Source organism: Nitratireductor luteus (assembly GCF_026162365.1).
Lineage (GTDB): Bacteria > Pseudomonadota > Alphaproteobacteria > Rhizobiales > Rhizobiaceae > Chelativorans > Chelativorans luteus.
This window is the reverse complement of record NZ_JAOANW010000001.1, coordinates 426,627-439,426: the sequence shown is the minus strand read 5'-3', so window position 1 is coordinate 439,426 and position 12,800 is coordinate 426,627. Positions and strand designations below refer to the sequence as shown.

The window sequence follows — 12,800 nt, the reverse complement described above, 5'->3', positions numbered from 1 at the left end:
GATCATGGATCAGAAATTTTTCGATGCCGGCAGGCCGGTGATCGGCACGATTCTCCTGGCGACCGATCTTGTCACCGAGAACGACATCCGCGCCATCATGCCGCCAAAGGTAACGGTGTGCGCCACGCGCGTTCCCTTCGAGAACCCGACATCGCCGGAGCAACTGCGCCGCACGCTGCCGCATCTGGGCGAGGCGGCGCGCTTGGTGGTGCCGGGCGTGCCGCTCTCCGCGCTCTATTTCTCCTGCACGTCGGCCACCGTGGTGCTGGGCGAGGACAAGGTTGCCACCGCCATTGCCGAAGGCCGGCCCGGCATCGCGCCGATAACGCCCATAATGGCCGCCAAACGGGCGTTCCGCGCGCTCGGCGCCCGCCGCATCGCGGTGATGACGCCCTATATCGCGGACACGGCGACCGCCATCGTCAACCACCTCGAAGGCCACGGCTTCGAAGTCGTCAACGCCCATGGCCTCGACATGGAGGACGACCGCGACATGGCGCGGCTCGATCCGCGGCTGATAGTCGAGGCCGCCGAGGATGCGATGGTGGCGGGCGCCGAAGCGCTGTTCATCTCGTGCACGGCGCTGCCGGCGGCAACGCTCGCGCCCGAGATAGAGCGCCGCATCGGCTGCCCGGTCGTCACCTCCAACCTGGCCGGCCTGTGGATGGCCATGCGCCGGGCCGGCGTTGACGACAGCCTGCCGGAAAAGGGCCGGCTGCTTACCTGCCCGCTGCCGCCGGCGCTGGCGTGAGATGCCGGTTTACCGGCCGGTGACATTCGTTACGCAACTCTTGCGGCAGGTCTGAAACCGCTAACCAACTATCAGATCAGCAAAATTTAACCGAGTTTCTAAGCCCGTAGGTAACAACCCCGCGCTACAGTCCTTCCCATAACGAGGCCGGAAGAAATCTGGCCCGGAGAGACCGGAAAACCGGCTCTCAGGAGTAACAGGAAGGCATAAAGTATGGCGAGTGGTCTCAAGCCCGTCTGGGCGGGCCGCGCAATGCGGCTCGACCCTTTCCGCCTGCCCCAGGCGGTCAGCTACGCATCGCACGATGCATTCGGCGAAGTGGCGTTCACCATCGACAAGCGCGGTGTGCGCATGCGCCGCCATCTGAACATGAGCCAGCTTCCCGTCACCTTTGCCTTGCCGCCCAATGCCTTCGAAGGCGTGGCCGCGCGGGCCATAGAGGACGGCGAGGGCGATGTGACGGTGACGCTGGAGCTCCTGCACAAGGACCCGATGCTGTCGGTTCCGCTGCTGGTCGCCGGCGATTTCGACGATGTGGCGGCGGATTGGCGGGCTTGGTCGGAAGCCTATGGCCTGCCGATGATGCTGGTCGAGGCCGACGGCATCGCCCGTACGCTTGAGGATTCGCTGGGCCAGATCAAGGCTGACGCACCCAAGGAACGCCGCCGCGGACGCCCCGTGCGCCAGCGCCGGCCGCGCTTCCTCGCCCGCCGCAAGCAGGGTTCGCTGGGTCTGCGGCTGGTCGTCGGCGGCGAAGAGATCATCGCCCGCGACTGATCGTCGGGGGACCCTGGCTGTTCAGAAATACGGGCTGAGCGTCGCCCAGGCGCCGCCGCCCAGCAATCCCAGAAAGATGAGCGCGCCCACCACCGTGTTCGACTTGAACAGGGCCAGGCACTGGTCCGGGTCATCAATGTCCAGCGTGCGGATCTGGCGCGCCATGTGCGCCCCCGCCGCCACAAGGCCGGCAAGCGCCGGCATGGGCACCGCGGCAAGCCCGAAAGCGACGGCGAAAAACAAAAGCGCCCCGGCATAGAGCGCTATCAGCCAGTAGCTCGTGTTCTCGGCGAACAGCCGTGCCGTGGAACGCACGCCGACAATCGCGTCATCCTCCTTGTCCTGATGCGCATAGATCGTGTCGTACCCGATCACCCAAAGGATCGAACCGAAATAAAGGAGCAGCGGCGCCAGCGTCAGATTGCCGAAGGTCACCGCCCAGCCCATCAGCGCGCCCCATGAAAAGGCCAGCCCCAGGAAAAGCTGCGGCCAGTCCGTGAAGCGCTTGGCGAACGGATAGATGGCGACGACGGCCAGCGATGCCAGCCCGAGCAGGATGGCGAAGCCGTTGAACTGTACCAGCACGATCAGCCCCGCCAGCGCCTGCGCGCAGAGGAACACCCATGCCTGCCGCCGCGAAACCTGACCCGAGGGCAGGGGGCGCGAGCGCGTGCGCTCCACCGCCTCATCGATGCGCTGGTCCACGAGATCGTTATAGGTGCACCCGGCGCCGCGCATCGCAATGGCGCCGATAACGAATAACAGGACATAGAGCGGCGAAGGCATCACGCTCCACAGTGGCGCACCCGGTTTGGCCCCCGCGCTGGCCGCCATGGCGAGCGACCACAGGCAGGGCCACAGCAGCAACTGCCAGCCGATCGGTCGGTCCCAGCGGGCAAGCTGGGCATAGGGCCAGGCCGAACGCGGCAGGAGCCGGTAGACCCAATGGCCCGACGGCGCATCGGCGACGCGGCCGCGCTCGGCTCTGGACTGGATCTTTTCCATGCTTCTTCCCGAAAACTTTGGCTCGGATGATGGAGTGGCAAGACAGGCCGCTTCCGTCAAGGTGGAACTCTCTTGACATGCAGGTATTTACCTGCATATCTGTCGTCAGATACGAGCAGGACCGATGGACACTGACAAGGTTTTCAAAGCTCTGGGCGACCCGACACGCAGAAGGCTGCTTGACCTTCTTTGTGACAAGAACGGGCAGACGCTCGGCCAGCTCTGCGAAAATCTGGACATGGCCCGGCAATCCGCCACGCAGCACCTCGGCATACTGGAGGAGGCCAATCTGGTGAGCACGGTCCGGCGCGGCAGGGAAAAGCTGCATTTCATCAACCCCGTGCCGCTCCACGAGGTCTACGAACGGTGGGTGCGGAAATTCGAGCGTCAGCGGCTCAGCCTGCTGCACGATCTGAAGAAAGAACTCGAAGGAGAGTAGCAATGACCAAAGAGACGACCAGCTTCGTTTACGTGACCTACATTCTCTCGACGCCGGAAAAGGTGTTCGAGGCCATTACGAAACCGGACGTCGCAAGGCGCTATTGGGGCCACGAAAACGTCTCCGACTGGAAGCTCGGGTCGAAGTGGGAACACATCCGCGCCAATGACGAACGCACCGTCGAACTCGTCGGCAAGGTCGTTGAGGTCTCGCCGCCGACCCGTCTCGTCATCACCTGGGCAAACGCTTCGCAGGCGTCCGATCCGGAAGCCTACAGCCGGGTGACGTTTGAGATCGAGGAATACGAAGACATGGTCCGCCTGACCGTCACCCATGACGAGCTCGAAGCCGGCAGCGGAATGGCGAACGGCATCAGCAAAGGTTGGCCGGCCGTCCTCTCCAGCCTGAAATCCTTCCTGGAAACCGGCCGCGGGCTCGACGTATTCGCCAAGCCCAAGGCGGCCTGATTCAGCGCCGCGTCAAATCCAGAACATCCCGAGGAGAAAAACTATGACCAAGTCCTACAAGGGCGGATGCGCGTGCGGCGCGATCCGTTATGAAACGAGCAGTGAACCGGTCTTCGAGAACCACTGCCAATGCACGGATTGCCAGAAACGAAGCGGCACCGGGCACGGATCCTATCTGACCTTCTCACCGCGCGCCGATGTGAGGATTGCGGGCGAAGCGGGACAGTGGCGGATTGTGGCCGACAGCGGCGTGGAAAAGGACCACGCCTTCTGCCCCATCTGCGGAACGCCGGTCTACCTGACGTTTCCCGCCAGGCCGGACGTGATTGCCGTCCACGCGGGCAGCCTGGACGACCCAGCCAAATTCAACCCGCAGGTGGTTACCTACACCATCCGCGCCCATGCCTGGGACACGATCGATTCCTCGCTGCGGACATTCGAGCGAATGCCCGGATAGATTCTGTCGTAAGCAGTACGAAACTGCCGACGATGCTAAGGTCCGAAAAAACGGATCATGGAAGCCTGGGGCTGCAAAGTTCCATATACGATAGCCCTGCGCTTTTCCTTTGCGCAACCGCACGCCTTTGCTTGACGCGCGGGCGTTTCGGTCATAGCCCGATGCCAACTGAAAACGGCACGAGGTGGCGACCATGAATGTTCTTCTCATCGGCTCGGGCGGCCGCGAGCACGCGCTGGCTTGGAAGATCGCCGCCTCGCCCCTTTTTGAGAAGTTCTACGCCGCCCCCGGCAATCCCGGCATCGCGCAGGAAGCCGAATGCGTGCCGCTGAATGTCGACGACCACGATGCGGTCTGCCGTTTCTGCATCGACAAGAAGATCGATTTCGTGGTGGTGGGGCCGGAAGCCCCCCTGGTGGCCGGGCTGGCCGATGCGCTCAAGGCCGGCGGCATAGCGGTGTTCGGGCCGTCCGCGGCCGCCGCGCGCCTGGAGGGCTCCAAGGGCTTCACCAAGGATCTGTGTTCCCGCTACGCAATCCCGACCGCCGGCTATGGCCGCTTCGCTGACGCTGCCCAGGCCAAGGATTACATACGGCAGGTGGGCGTGCCCATCGTCGTCAAGGCCGACGGCCTTGCCGCGGGCAAGGGCGTGACCATCGCCATGACCGAGAACGAAGCCTGCGCGGCCATCGACGATTGCTTCTCCGGCCTGTTCGGTGGTGCCGGCGCGGAGGTCGTCGTCGAGGAGTTCCTTCAAGGCGAGGAAGCAAGCTTCTTCTGCCTCTGCGACGGCAAGACTGCGCTGCCCTTCGGCACGGCGCAGGACCACAAGCGCCTCAGTGAGGGCGATACCGGTCCCAATACGGGCGGCATGGGGGCCTACTCCCCCGCGCCTGTAATGACCGACGCGATGATAGAGCGCACCATGCGCGAGATCATCGAGCCCACCCTGAAGGGCATGGCCGAGATGGGAGCTCCCTTTACGGGCGTGCTCTATGCCGGGCTGATGATCACCGCCGATGGACCGAGCCTGATCGAATATAATGTTCGTTTTGGCGACCCGGAATGCCAGGTCCTGATGCCACGCCTGAAAGACGATCTGCTGCTGCTTCTCAAGGGAGCTGCCGATGGGCAGCTCGCCCATATGTCGGCGCGCTGGCGCGACGAGGCCGCGCTCACGGTGGTGATGGCGGCCAGGGGCTATCCCGGAACGCCGGAAAAAGGCACGAGGATCGATGGCGTCGGCGATGCCGCCGACCCGACCCTCGGCGTCAACATCTTCCACGCGGGCACGGCCTTGAAGGACGGCCAACTCGTCGCCAATGGCGGCCGCGTCCTAAACGTCACGGCGCTGGGCCATTCCGTCGCGGAGGCCGGCACCGCCGCCTACGCCGCCGTCGACCGCATCGACTGGCCCGGCGGCTTCTGCCGCCGCGACATCGGCTGGCGCGCGATAGAGCGTGAGAAGGCCGGCCGGTAGCGGCGGAGATTCGCGACTCCACGGCGGTCATACGAGAAGGTTCGGTTCGCTGTCCTTCTGGTTCCCACCCCTTGGACCGGGACGAGTTTTGACGGGGCGAGATATCCAATTCCGTCATCCCGGCCAAGCGGCGAAGCCGCGCAGAGCCGGGACCCATTGAGAGGCGCGGCCGGTCTCCGCAGAAGGAGCGGGCGGTGCTGTAATGTGCAGGGACTAGGGCGGGGCCGTCCGCTATGCTATTCTTCCAATGGTCCCGGCTACCCTTCGGGCTTCCGGGACGATGAAGCCGCACACTACTTCCGACCAATTCCTGCCGCAGTGGCTGATCGGCCGGCAACTCAGCCTACAACAGCATCCTTGTTCGTCCCATCCACCCGACACAGGTTGGCGTATCTTCAGGGTTCAGGCACGGATCCTCGGCTCAAGGCCATGCGCGGGAGAGGCACGGGCAAGCGCGGGCGAGTTATCCAATTCCGTCATCCCGGCCAAGCGGCGAAGCCGCGCAGAGCCGGGACCCATTGAGAGGCGCGGCCGGTCTCCATAGAAAGCGCGTGTGGTCCTGAAGTGTGCCGGGGCGGAGGCCGGGTCGTGCTCGATGCTGTTCTTCCAATAGGCCCGGATAGAGCCCCGCGGGCTTCCAGGGTGACGAAGCCGGGTACTTCAGACCATTCTTACCGGAACGGCCAAATGGCAGGCATGCATGCCTCACGATTGACGTTTACGTAAAAAGAAAATATCACATACCCAATGCGAAGACTGGCCCCCTGCGCCGTCGAAGGCTAGCCTTCGCAAGGCCCGTGATTTTGGAGGAGGACTGCATGTATCGCGCACCGGTCAAAGAGATCGCCCATACATTGAACCATGTCGCCGGGATGAAGAAGGCGCTCGAGGAAGGTCTTTACGGCGACCTCTCCGAAGACCTTGTCGACGCGATTCTGGAGGAGGCCGGGCGCTTTGCCGGCGAGGAGGTCGCGCCGCTTGCCCGTATTGGCGACGAGAAGGGCGCGGTCCTCGAAGATGGCGCGGTGACCATGCCGCCCGGCTGGCGCGAACTCTACCGGAACTGGTGCGAAGGCGGTTGGAATGCGCTGGCCGCTCCGCAGGAATGGGGCGGGCAGGGCCTGCCGATGACCCTTGCGGTGGCCGCCTTGGAAATGTGGAACTCCAGCTCCATGGCCTTCGCCCTCGGGCCGACCTTGACGATGGGCGCCATCGAGGCGCTGGACAGGCACGCCTCCGAAGACCTCAAGAAGACTTATCTGGAAAAGCTGGTCTCCGGCGAGTGGGCCGGCACGATGAACCTGACTGAACCGCAGGCCGGTTCCGACCTGAATGCGCTCAAAACCCGCGCCGAACGTTCGCCTGATGGGACCTACCGCATTTTCGGCCAGAAGATATTCATCACCTATGGCGAGCACGACCTGACCGATAACATCGTGCATCTGGTTCTGGCCCGGCTGCCCGACGCGCCCGCCGGAACGAGGGGCATTTCGCTATTCCTCGTGCCGAAATATCTGGTCGACGAGGACGGTTCGGTCGGCCCCCGCAACGACGCCTTCTGCGCTTCCATCGAACACAAGCTCGGCATCCACGCCTCGCCGACCTGCACCATGATCTATGGCGACGGCAAATATGGGGACCAGCCGGGCGCGGTCGGCTGGCTCATCGGCGAGGAGAATCGCGGCCTGGCCTGCATGTTCACCATGATGAACAATGCCAGGCTCGCCGTCGGCATGCAGGGCGTGGCGGTCGCCGAAGCCGCCTACCAGAAGGCTCTGGCCTATGCGAAGGAACGCCGCCAGGGCCGTGCGCCTAATGACAAGGGCGCCGACAAGGGTGACGACATGAGCCCCATCGTGTCCCACCCCGATGTGCAGCGCACACTCCTGACGATGAAGGCCATGACGCAGGCCGCCCGCGCCATCGCCTATTCCTGCGCCCATGCCATGGATATGGCCCGCCTCGGCGGCAGCGAAACGGCGGCGCACTGGCAGGAGCGCGCCAACCTCCTGACGCCGCTCGCCAAGGCGTTTTCCACCGATATCGGCGTCGAGGCGGCATCGCTCGGCCTGCAGGTCCATGGCGGCATGGGCTATATTGAGGAAACCGGCGCCGCAGCGCTCTACCGCGATGCGCGCATTGCGCCGATCTATGAAGGCACAAACGGCATCCAGGCCATCGACCTCGTCATGCGCAAGTTGCCCCAGTCGGGCGGCGATCACGTGCGCGGCTTCATTGTCGAATTGCGGGAGACGGCGGAGCGGGTTCGCGGCGCCAACATGCCGGAACTGGGCGAGACCGCTTCGCGTCTTGCCGCCGGGATCGACGATCTGGAAGAGGCTACGGACCACCTCCTGTCGCTGGTCGCCGACGGCAAGGCCGAAAGCGCCCTGTGCGGCGCAACGCCTTATCTGCGCCTGTTCTCGCTGGCGGCCGGCGCAACCATGGCGGCGGGCGGCGCTGTCGCCGGTTCCAATGCCGATGCCGCGCGCGTTGCACGTTTCCTGGCCGAAAACCTCCTGCCTGAAACGGCCGCTTTGAAGCGCCAGGTGATCGCCGGCGAGGACAGTCTCCTTGCCGCAGCCGGCCTGCTGGACGTAAACGGATGAGCGAGCACATCATTGTCGAGCGCCGTGGGGCGGTGCAGATCGTCCGCCTCAACCGGCCGGAGAAGAAGAACGCCATCACGCTGGCCATGTATCGCGCGATGGCGGAAGCGTTGAAGTCGGCCGGCGACGATCCGCAGGTGCGCTGCAACGTCATGCTCGGCCAGCCCGGCGCATTCTCGGCGGGCAACGACCTATCCGATTTCCTCGCCGCCGCCGGCGGTAATGATTTCGGGGCTGAGGTCTTCGATTTCCTGTTCGCGCTGGCGCAAAGCCGCAAGCCGGTCGTCTCCGGCGTGGATGGCATCGCCGTCGGCATCGGAACCACGATCCACCTGCATTGCGACCTGACCTTCGCCACGCCCGAAACCGTGTTCAGGACGCCTTTCGTCGATCTTGGTCTGGTTCCCGAAGCCGGGTCAAGCCTGCTCGCACCTGCCGTTCTGGGTCACCAGCGCGCCTTCGCGCTCTTGGCCCTCGGCGAGGGGCTGAGCGCGGACGAGGCCTTGCGGGCCGGGCTTATCCACAAGGTTGTCGACGCATCGGAGCTTGAGGACCGGACCCTTGCCGCGGCGGAAGCGCTCGCGGCCAAGCCGCCGGAAGCCCTGGCCATTTCGCGCGATCTCATCAGGGCGTCGCGCGGAGACGTGATCGCCCGCATCAAGGAGGAAGGCGAACATTTCCGCGCGCGGCTGAAGTCGGACGAAGCCCGCGCCGCCTTCCTCGCTTTCATGAGCCGCAAGAAGTCGGGGTAAGTTGGCCCTCGTTCAGGGATAAAGGCGTTCCGTCTCCCACTTTCCGGCATCGGTGCGGGTGAAGACCAATCGGTCGTGAAGCCGGAACGGCTTGTCCTGCCAGAACTCGATGCTGACCGGCCGGATGCGGAAGCCCGACCAGTAGGGTGGGCGGGGGATCTCTCCCACGGCGTATTTCGCCGTGTATTCGGCGACGGCCTTCTCCAGCGCGAACCGGCTCTCCAGTGGGCGCGACTGTTTCGAGGCCCATGCCCCGATGCGGCTGCCGCGCGGGCGCGAAGCGAAATAGGCGTCGGCCTCGGCATCGCTGACCTTTTCGACCGCACCGCGAATGCGCACCTGCCGGCGCAGGCTTTTCCAGTGGAAGCACATGGCGGCCTTCATCGTCGCGAGGATCTCGCCGCCCTTGGCGCTTTCGAAATTGGTGTAGAAGACGAAGCCTTCTTCATCGAAGCCCTTGAGCAGGACCATGCGGACATTCGGCATGCCGTCAGGGTCGACGGTGGCGAGCGCCGTCGCATTGGGGTCGTTCGGCTCCGATTTCTCGGCTTCCGCCAGCCATTCGGCGAAAACCCTGTAAGGCTCTGCACCCTCGGTAAAATCGGACTTCTTTAACCCGTTGGTAACCATCATCCTGCCCATTATTGCCCAGGTTGGGAGAATGCCGATTGCCTTACGTGATGCAAGAGGCAGGTAGGGGTATACGATTGGTTCTGCTGCGGCTTTTTGTGTTGATTGCCGTCCTTCAGGGCTGCGCCAGCGCGCCGCAGGAGGTGCTGGCGCCCGACACGACGCTCATCACCGCGTCTATCCAAGAGGCCCGGCCCCTCCTTTCCGATCCCCTGCTGGCGGAGGACGCGCCTTCGATCGTGTCCGCGCTGGCGCTGGGAAGCAGCGGAAAAGCCTGGCAAAACGGGACGACCGGAGCTCATGGCGAGATCGTTTCGGCATTCGCGGCGAACGAGACCGGGCGGTCCTGTATCGCCTTTACGACGACGCGCGAAAGCTTCGACGGCGTCGGCCTCTACGACGGCAAGGCGTGCGAGGATGCCGCCGGCGCCTTGCGGCTCGTCCGGCTGGAGATGCGGTAGAAGCGGCCGGAAATTTTCAGCTGAAAGCGCCAAATCTGTCGAAGTTTCAGCCGGGATACTGGAATTTTGAGCTGAAAATGCGCATATATGGGTCGAATATCTGTGTAAAATCACTGATTTGACGGTCCGGCCGAAGGTCCGGGCCGTTCTTTGGGTAAGGGCAGAATGAGGAACCCATATGACGTGCTGGGCGTGCAGAAGAGCGCGTCGGCCAAGGACATAAAGTCGGCCTATCGGCGGCTTGCCAAGAAGTATCATCCGGACCAGCAGCCGGATGATCCGCAGGCCAAGGAGCGCTTCGCCGAAATTGGCCAAGCCTACGAAATCCTCGGCGACGAGGAAAAGCGCCGAGCCTTCGACAATGGCGAGATCGACGCCAGCGGCAAGCCCCGTTTCGCCGGCTTCGAGGGCGGGGCCCATGGCGACCCGTTCGCCGGCTTCCGCCGCGGCGCCGGTGGCGGTCCCCGGGGCGCCCATTTCGAGTTCCGCTCCGGCGGCCCCGATGGTGCGGGCCTTGGCGGCGAGGATATATTCAGCGAGATATTCGGCCACGCCTTTTCGGGCGGCGGCGGCGCGGGGCGAGCGAAGCGCCGGCCCGAGGGCCTTGGCGACATCCGCGCGACCCTCGATGTCGGGGTCGAAGACATTGCCACCGAATCCAAGGTCGCTGCGGTTTTCCCGGACGGCCGCCGGCTTGCCGTCAAGCTACCGCGCTATGTCGAGGACGGCCAGACCATCCGGCTGAAGGGGCAGGGCGCCGAGACGCCGTTCGGCGAGCGCGGCGACGCGCTGGTGACGCTGCGCCTGAAGTCCGACCCGCGCTACCGCGTGGAGGGCCGGGACCTGCACGCCGACATCCCTGTCAGCCTGCGCGATGCCGTCCTGGGCGCCAAGGTGACGGTCGCAACGCCCACAGGCAAGGTTGCGGTCAAGGTGCCGGCCTGGTCGAGCTCCGACCGCACGCTTCGCCTCAAGGGTCGCGGCCTGCCCCTGAAAACCGGCGGCAATGGCGACTTCTACGGGCATGTGCGTATCATGCTGCCGGAAGGCGGAGATCCCGCGCTGGAGGCGCTTTTCCGCAAAGCCGAAGCTTAGCGGCGCGGCGGCCCGGCAGCTATGCGCTTGATGCAGCGTTGCCCCTGTGCGATAGGGCGTCCTCCGCAGTGTAGAAGTTCGGAGAATCGGCAATGACAACTGGGAATGGCCTTATGGCCGGTAAGCGAGGGCTTATTCTGGGCGTGGCCAACAATCGCTCGATTGCCTGGGGCATTGCCAAGGCATGCGCGAATGAAGGGGCCGAGCTTGCGCTCACCTATCAGGGGGACGCCTTCCGCAAGCGTGTCGAGCCGCTGGCCGAAGAACTGGGCGCTATCGTTGTCGGCCATTGCGACGTCACCGATCCCGACAGCCTCGATGCCGTCTTCTCCGAAGTCGAGAAGCGCTGGGGCAAGATCGATTTCCTCGTGCACGCCATCGCTTTCTCCGACAAGGCCGAGCTCGACGGCCGTTATATCGAGACGACACGGGATAACTTCCTGCGCACCATGGATATCTCTGTCTACTCGCTGACGACGGTGGCCAAGCGCGCCGAGCCCTTGATGACCGATGGCGGCTCGATCCTGACCCTCACCTATTACGGCGCCGAAAAGGTGATGCCGCACTATAATGTGATGGGCGTCGCCAAGGCGGCGCTGGAAGCCAGCGTGCGCTATCTGGCGGTTGATCTCGGCGGCAGCAATATCCGCGTGAACGCCATCTCGGCCGGCCCGATCAAGACGCTGGCCGCATCCGGCATCGGCGATTTCCGCTATATCCTGCGCTGGAACGAATACAATTCGCCGCTCAAGCGGGTTGTCACCGTCGAGGAGGTCGGCGATTCGGCCCTTTACCTGCTCTCGCGCCTTTCGCGCGGGGTGACCGGCGAAGTGCTGCATGTCGATTCGGGCTACCATGTCGTTGGCATGAAGGCGGTGGACGCGCCGGACATATCGGTCGTCACCGAATAGGATTTCAGAAACGGAAGCGTGGGCCCCGGCCCACGCTCTATCTCTTTGTTTTTCCGCGTTTATGCGGACGTCGGGTGAATCCGGCCAACTGCAGTATGCTATAGGGGCAGATCGTGCCGCCGCTGATCTATTTCGTGCGCCATGGCCAGACCGACTGGAACCTCCAGTCGCGCCTCCAGGGCCAGGCGGACACCGACATCAACGAGACCGGCCGCGCCCAAGCGGACCGCAATGGAAAGCGGCTGGCGGCGCTGGTAGAGGATCCCTTGGCTTTCGATTACGTCGCAAGCCCTTTGCGGCGTACCTGCGAGACCATGGAACGGGTGCGCGCAATCCTCGGCCTGCCTCGCGAGGGCTATCGCACCGACCCGAGGCTGCGCGAGGTGCATTTCGGCGCGTGGCAGGGTTTCACCTATGCCGAACTGGAAGCCAGGAATCCCGGCTGCACGGAAGCCCGGTCGCGAATGAAATGGCATTTCCTGCCGCCGGGAGACGATGCCGAGACCTATGAAATGCTTGCCGGACGTGTCCGGCCATGGCTGGACGAAGTGGTCCATCCCACGATCTGCGTCACCCATGGCGGCGTCATCAGAGCCGTTTTCCGCTGGCTGGCGGGAGTGCCGGGAGAGGACGCGGCGATGCTCGACATTCCCCACGACCGCATCCTGCGCCACGAGAATGGCCGGCTGGAGTGGTTTTAATTGTAAGTTGATTATCGCTGAGCCCCTTCGCATCCCCTCTGTCCATTCGACAGGTTCAGGGCAGAGGGCAGGGGAATCGCATATGTCGGCGCCTTCCCCCCACTCCGTCCCGCTTCGCGGTCCACCTCTCCCCCGCAACGGGGGAGAGGAAGCACCGGCCGTGATGCAGGGCACCCTTCCTCTCCCCACGTTTTGTGGGGGAGAGGTGGATCGGCCGAAGGCCGAGACGGAGTGGGGGAGCAACGCCGCTTCCATATGCGATAGG

The 12,800-nt window shown here is 64.2% G+C and carries 14 protein-coding genes; 12 read left to right on the top strand and 2 right to left on the bottom strand.

Annotation, left to right across the window (positions count from 1 at the left end):
* Positions 1-4: 4 nt before the first annotated feature.
* A complete protein-coding gene (locus N1058_RS02210) occupies positions 5-751 on the top strand; it encodes a maleate cis-trans isomerase family protein (protein WP_265515833.1) in 747 nt (248 codons plus the stop codon).
* A gap of 213 nt (positions 752-964) precedes the next feature.
* On the top strand, positions 965-1,528 hold the full coding sequence (locus tag N1058_RS02205) for a DUF6101 family protein (RefSeq protein WP_265515832.1): 564 nt from the start codon (positions 965-967) through the stop codon (positions 1,526-1,528).
* A 21-nt stretch (positions 1,529-1,549) separates the two neighbouring features.
* On the opposite strand, the gene ubiA is transcribed toward N1058_RS02205, so the two are convergent.
* Complete coding sequence (ubiA, locus tag N1058_RS02200; protein WP_265515831.1) at positions 1,550-2,533, bottom strand: 4-hydroxybenzoate octaprenyltransferase; 984 nt, start codon at positions 2,531-2,533, stop codon at positions 1,550-1,552.
* 124 nt (positions 2,534-2,657) lie between these two features.
* Here ubiA and N1058_RS02195 point away from each other — a divergent pair, with 124 nt between their 5' ends.
* The 6 genes from N1058_RS02195 to N1058_RS02170 all read left to right on the top strand — a co-directional run bounded on the left by N1058_RS02195 (position 2,658) and on the right by N1058_RS02170 (position 8,737).
* Positions 2,658-2,972, top strand: coding sequence for an ArsR/SmtB family transcription factor (locus N1058_RS02195; protein ID WP_265515830.1), 315 nt, complete (start codon positions 2,658-2,660; stop codon positions 2,970-2,972).
* 2 nt (positions 2,973-2,974) lie between these two features.
* A complete protein-coding gene (locus N1058_RS02190; protein WP_265515829.1) occupies positions 2,975-3,439 on the top strand; it encodes an SRPBCC family protein in 465 nt (154 codons plus the stop codon).
* 43 nt (positions 3,440-3,482) lie between these two features.
* Positions 3,483-3,896, top strand: a complete 414-nt coding sequence (locus N1058_RS02185) for a GFA family protein (protein WP_265515828.1) — start codon at positions 3,483-3,485, stop codon at positions 3,894-3,896.
* Positions 3,897-4,089: 193 nt separating this feature from the next.
* Positions 4,090-5,376, top strand: a complete 1,287-nt coding sequence (gene purD / locus N1058_RS02180) for a phosphoribosylamine--glycine ligase (protein WP_265515827.1) — start codon at positions 4,090-4,092, stop codon at positions 5,374-5,376.
* 818 nt (positions 5,377-6,194) lie between these two features.
* Positions 6,195-7,985, top strand: a complete 1,791-nt coding sequence (locus tag N1058_RS02175) for an acyl-CoA dehydrogenase family protein (protein ID WP_265515826.1) — start codon at positions 6,195-6,197, stop codon at positions 7,983-7,985.
* On the top strand, positions 7,982-8,737 hold the full coding sequence (locus N1058_RS02170) for a crotonase/enoyl-CoA hydratase family protein (RefSeq protein WP_265515825.1): 756 nt from the start codon (positions 7,982-7,984) through the stop codon (positions 8,735-8,737). The genes N1058_RS02175 and N1058_RS02170 overlap by 4 nt, the downstream gene beginning before the upstream one ends.
* 12 nt (positions 8,738-8,749) lie before the next feature.
* Here N1058_RS02170 and pdxH read toward each other — a convergent pair whose 3' ends face one another.
* The gene (pdxH, locus tag N1058_RS02165) at positions 8,750-9,367 is read right to left on the bottom strand and encodes a pyridoxamine 5'-phosphate oxidase (protein WP_265515918.1); all 618 of its coding nucleotides are present in this window, start codon (positions 9,365-9,367) and stop codon (positions 8,750-8,752) included.
* Positions 9,368-9,444: 77 nt separating this feature from the next.
* Between pdxH and N1058_RS02160 the strand changes: the two genes are divergently transcribed.
* The 4 genes from N1058_RS02160 to N1058_RS02145 all read left to right on the top strand — a co-directional run bounded on the left by N1058_RS02160 (position 9,445) and on the right by N1058_RS02145 (position 12,535).
* Positions 9,445-9,828, top strand: coding sequence for an RT0821/Lpp0805 family surface protein (locus tag N1058_RS02160; protein ID WP_265515824.1), 384 nt, complete (start codon positions 9,445-9,447; stop codon positions 9,826-9,828).
* Between the two features lie 165 nt (positions 9,829-9,993).
* Positions 9,994-10,923: a DnaJ C-terminal domain-containing protein gene (locus N1058_RS02155; protein ID WP_265515823.1), complete on the top strand. Its 930-nt coding sequence runs from the start codon at positions 9,994-9,996 to the stop codon at positions 10,921-10,923.
* 92 nt (positions 10,924-11,015) lie between these two features.
* On the top strand, positions 11,016-11,834 hold the full coding sequence (gene fabI, locus N1058_RS02150; protein WP_265515822.1) for an enoyl-ACP reductase FabI: 819 nt from the start codon (positions 11,016-11,018) through the stop codon (positions 11,832-11,834).
* A gap of 113 nt (positions 11,835-11,947) precedes the next feature.
* Positions 11,948-12,535: a histidine phosphatase family protein gene (locus tag N1058_RS02145; protein ID WP_265515821.1), complete on the top strand. Its 588-nt coding sequence runs from the start codon at positions 11,948-11,950 to the stop codon at positions 12,533-12,535.
* Positions 12,536-12,800 lie beyond the last annotated feature (265 nt).

Excerpts from the sequence above, each read along its gene's own strand:
- N1058_RS02190 (WP_265515829.1), top strand. The coding sequence starts at position 2,975 with ATGACCAAAGAGACGACCAGCTTCGTTTACGTGACCTACATTCTCTCG.
- N1058_RS02155 (WP_265515823.1), top strand. The coding sequence starts at position 9,994 with ATGAGGAACCCATATGACGTGCTGGGCGTGCAGAAGAGCGCGTCGGCC.
- N1058_RS02205 (WP_265515832.1), top strand. The coding sequence starts at position 965 with ATGGCGAGTGGTCTCAAGCCCGTCTGGGCGGGCCGCGCAATGCGGCTC.
- N1058_RS02185 (WP_265515828.1), top strand. The coding sequence starts at position 3,483 with ATGACCAAGTCCTACAAGGGCGGATGCGCGTGCGGCGCGATCCGTTAT.
- N1058_RS02175 (WP_265515826.1), top strand. The coding sequence starts at position 6,195 with ATGTATCGCGCACCGGTCAAAGAGATCGCCCATACATTGAACCATGTC.
- N1058_RS02195 (WP_265515830.1), top strand. The coding sequence starts at position 2,658 with ATGGACACTGACAAGGTTTTCAAAGCTCTGGGCGACCCGACACGCAGA.
- ubiA (WP_265515831.1), bottom strand. The coding sequence starts at position 2,533 with ATGGAAAAGATCCAGTCCAGAGCCGAGCGCGGCCGCGTCGCCGATGCG.
- N1058_RS02170 (WP_265515825.1), top strand. The coding sequence starts at position 7,982 with ATGAGCGAGCACATCATTGTCGAGCGCCGTGGGGCGGTGCAGATCGTC.
- purD (WP_265515827.1), top strand. The coding sequence starts at position 4,090 with ATGAATGTTCTTCTCATCGGCTCGGGCGGCCGCGAGCACGCGCTGGCT.
- fabI (WP_265515822.1), top strand. The coding sequence starts at position 11,016 with ATGACAACTGGGAATGGCCTTATGGCCGGTAAGCGAGGGCTTATTCTG.
- N1058_RS02210 (WP_265515833.1), top strand. The coding sequence starts at position 5 with ATGGATCAGAAATTTTTCGATGCCGGCAGGCCGGTGATCGGCACGATT.
- pdxH (WP_265515918.1), bottom strand. The coding sequence starts at position 9,367 with ATGGTTACCAACGGGTTAAAGAAGTCCGATTTTACCGAGGGTGCAGAG.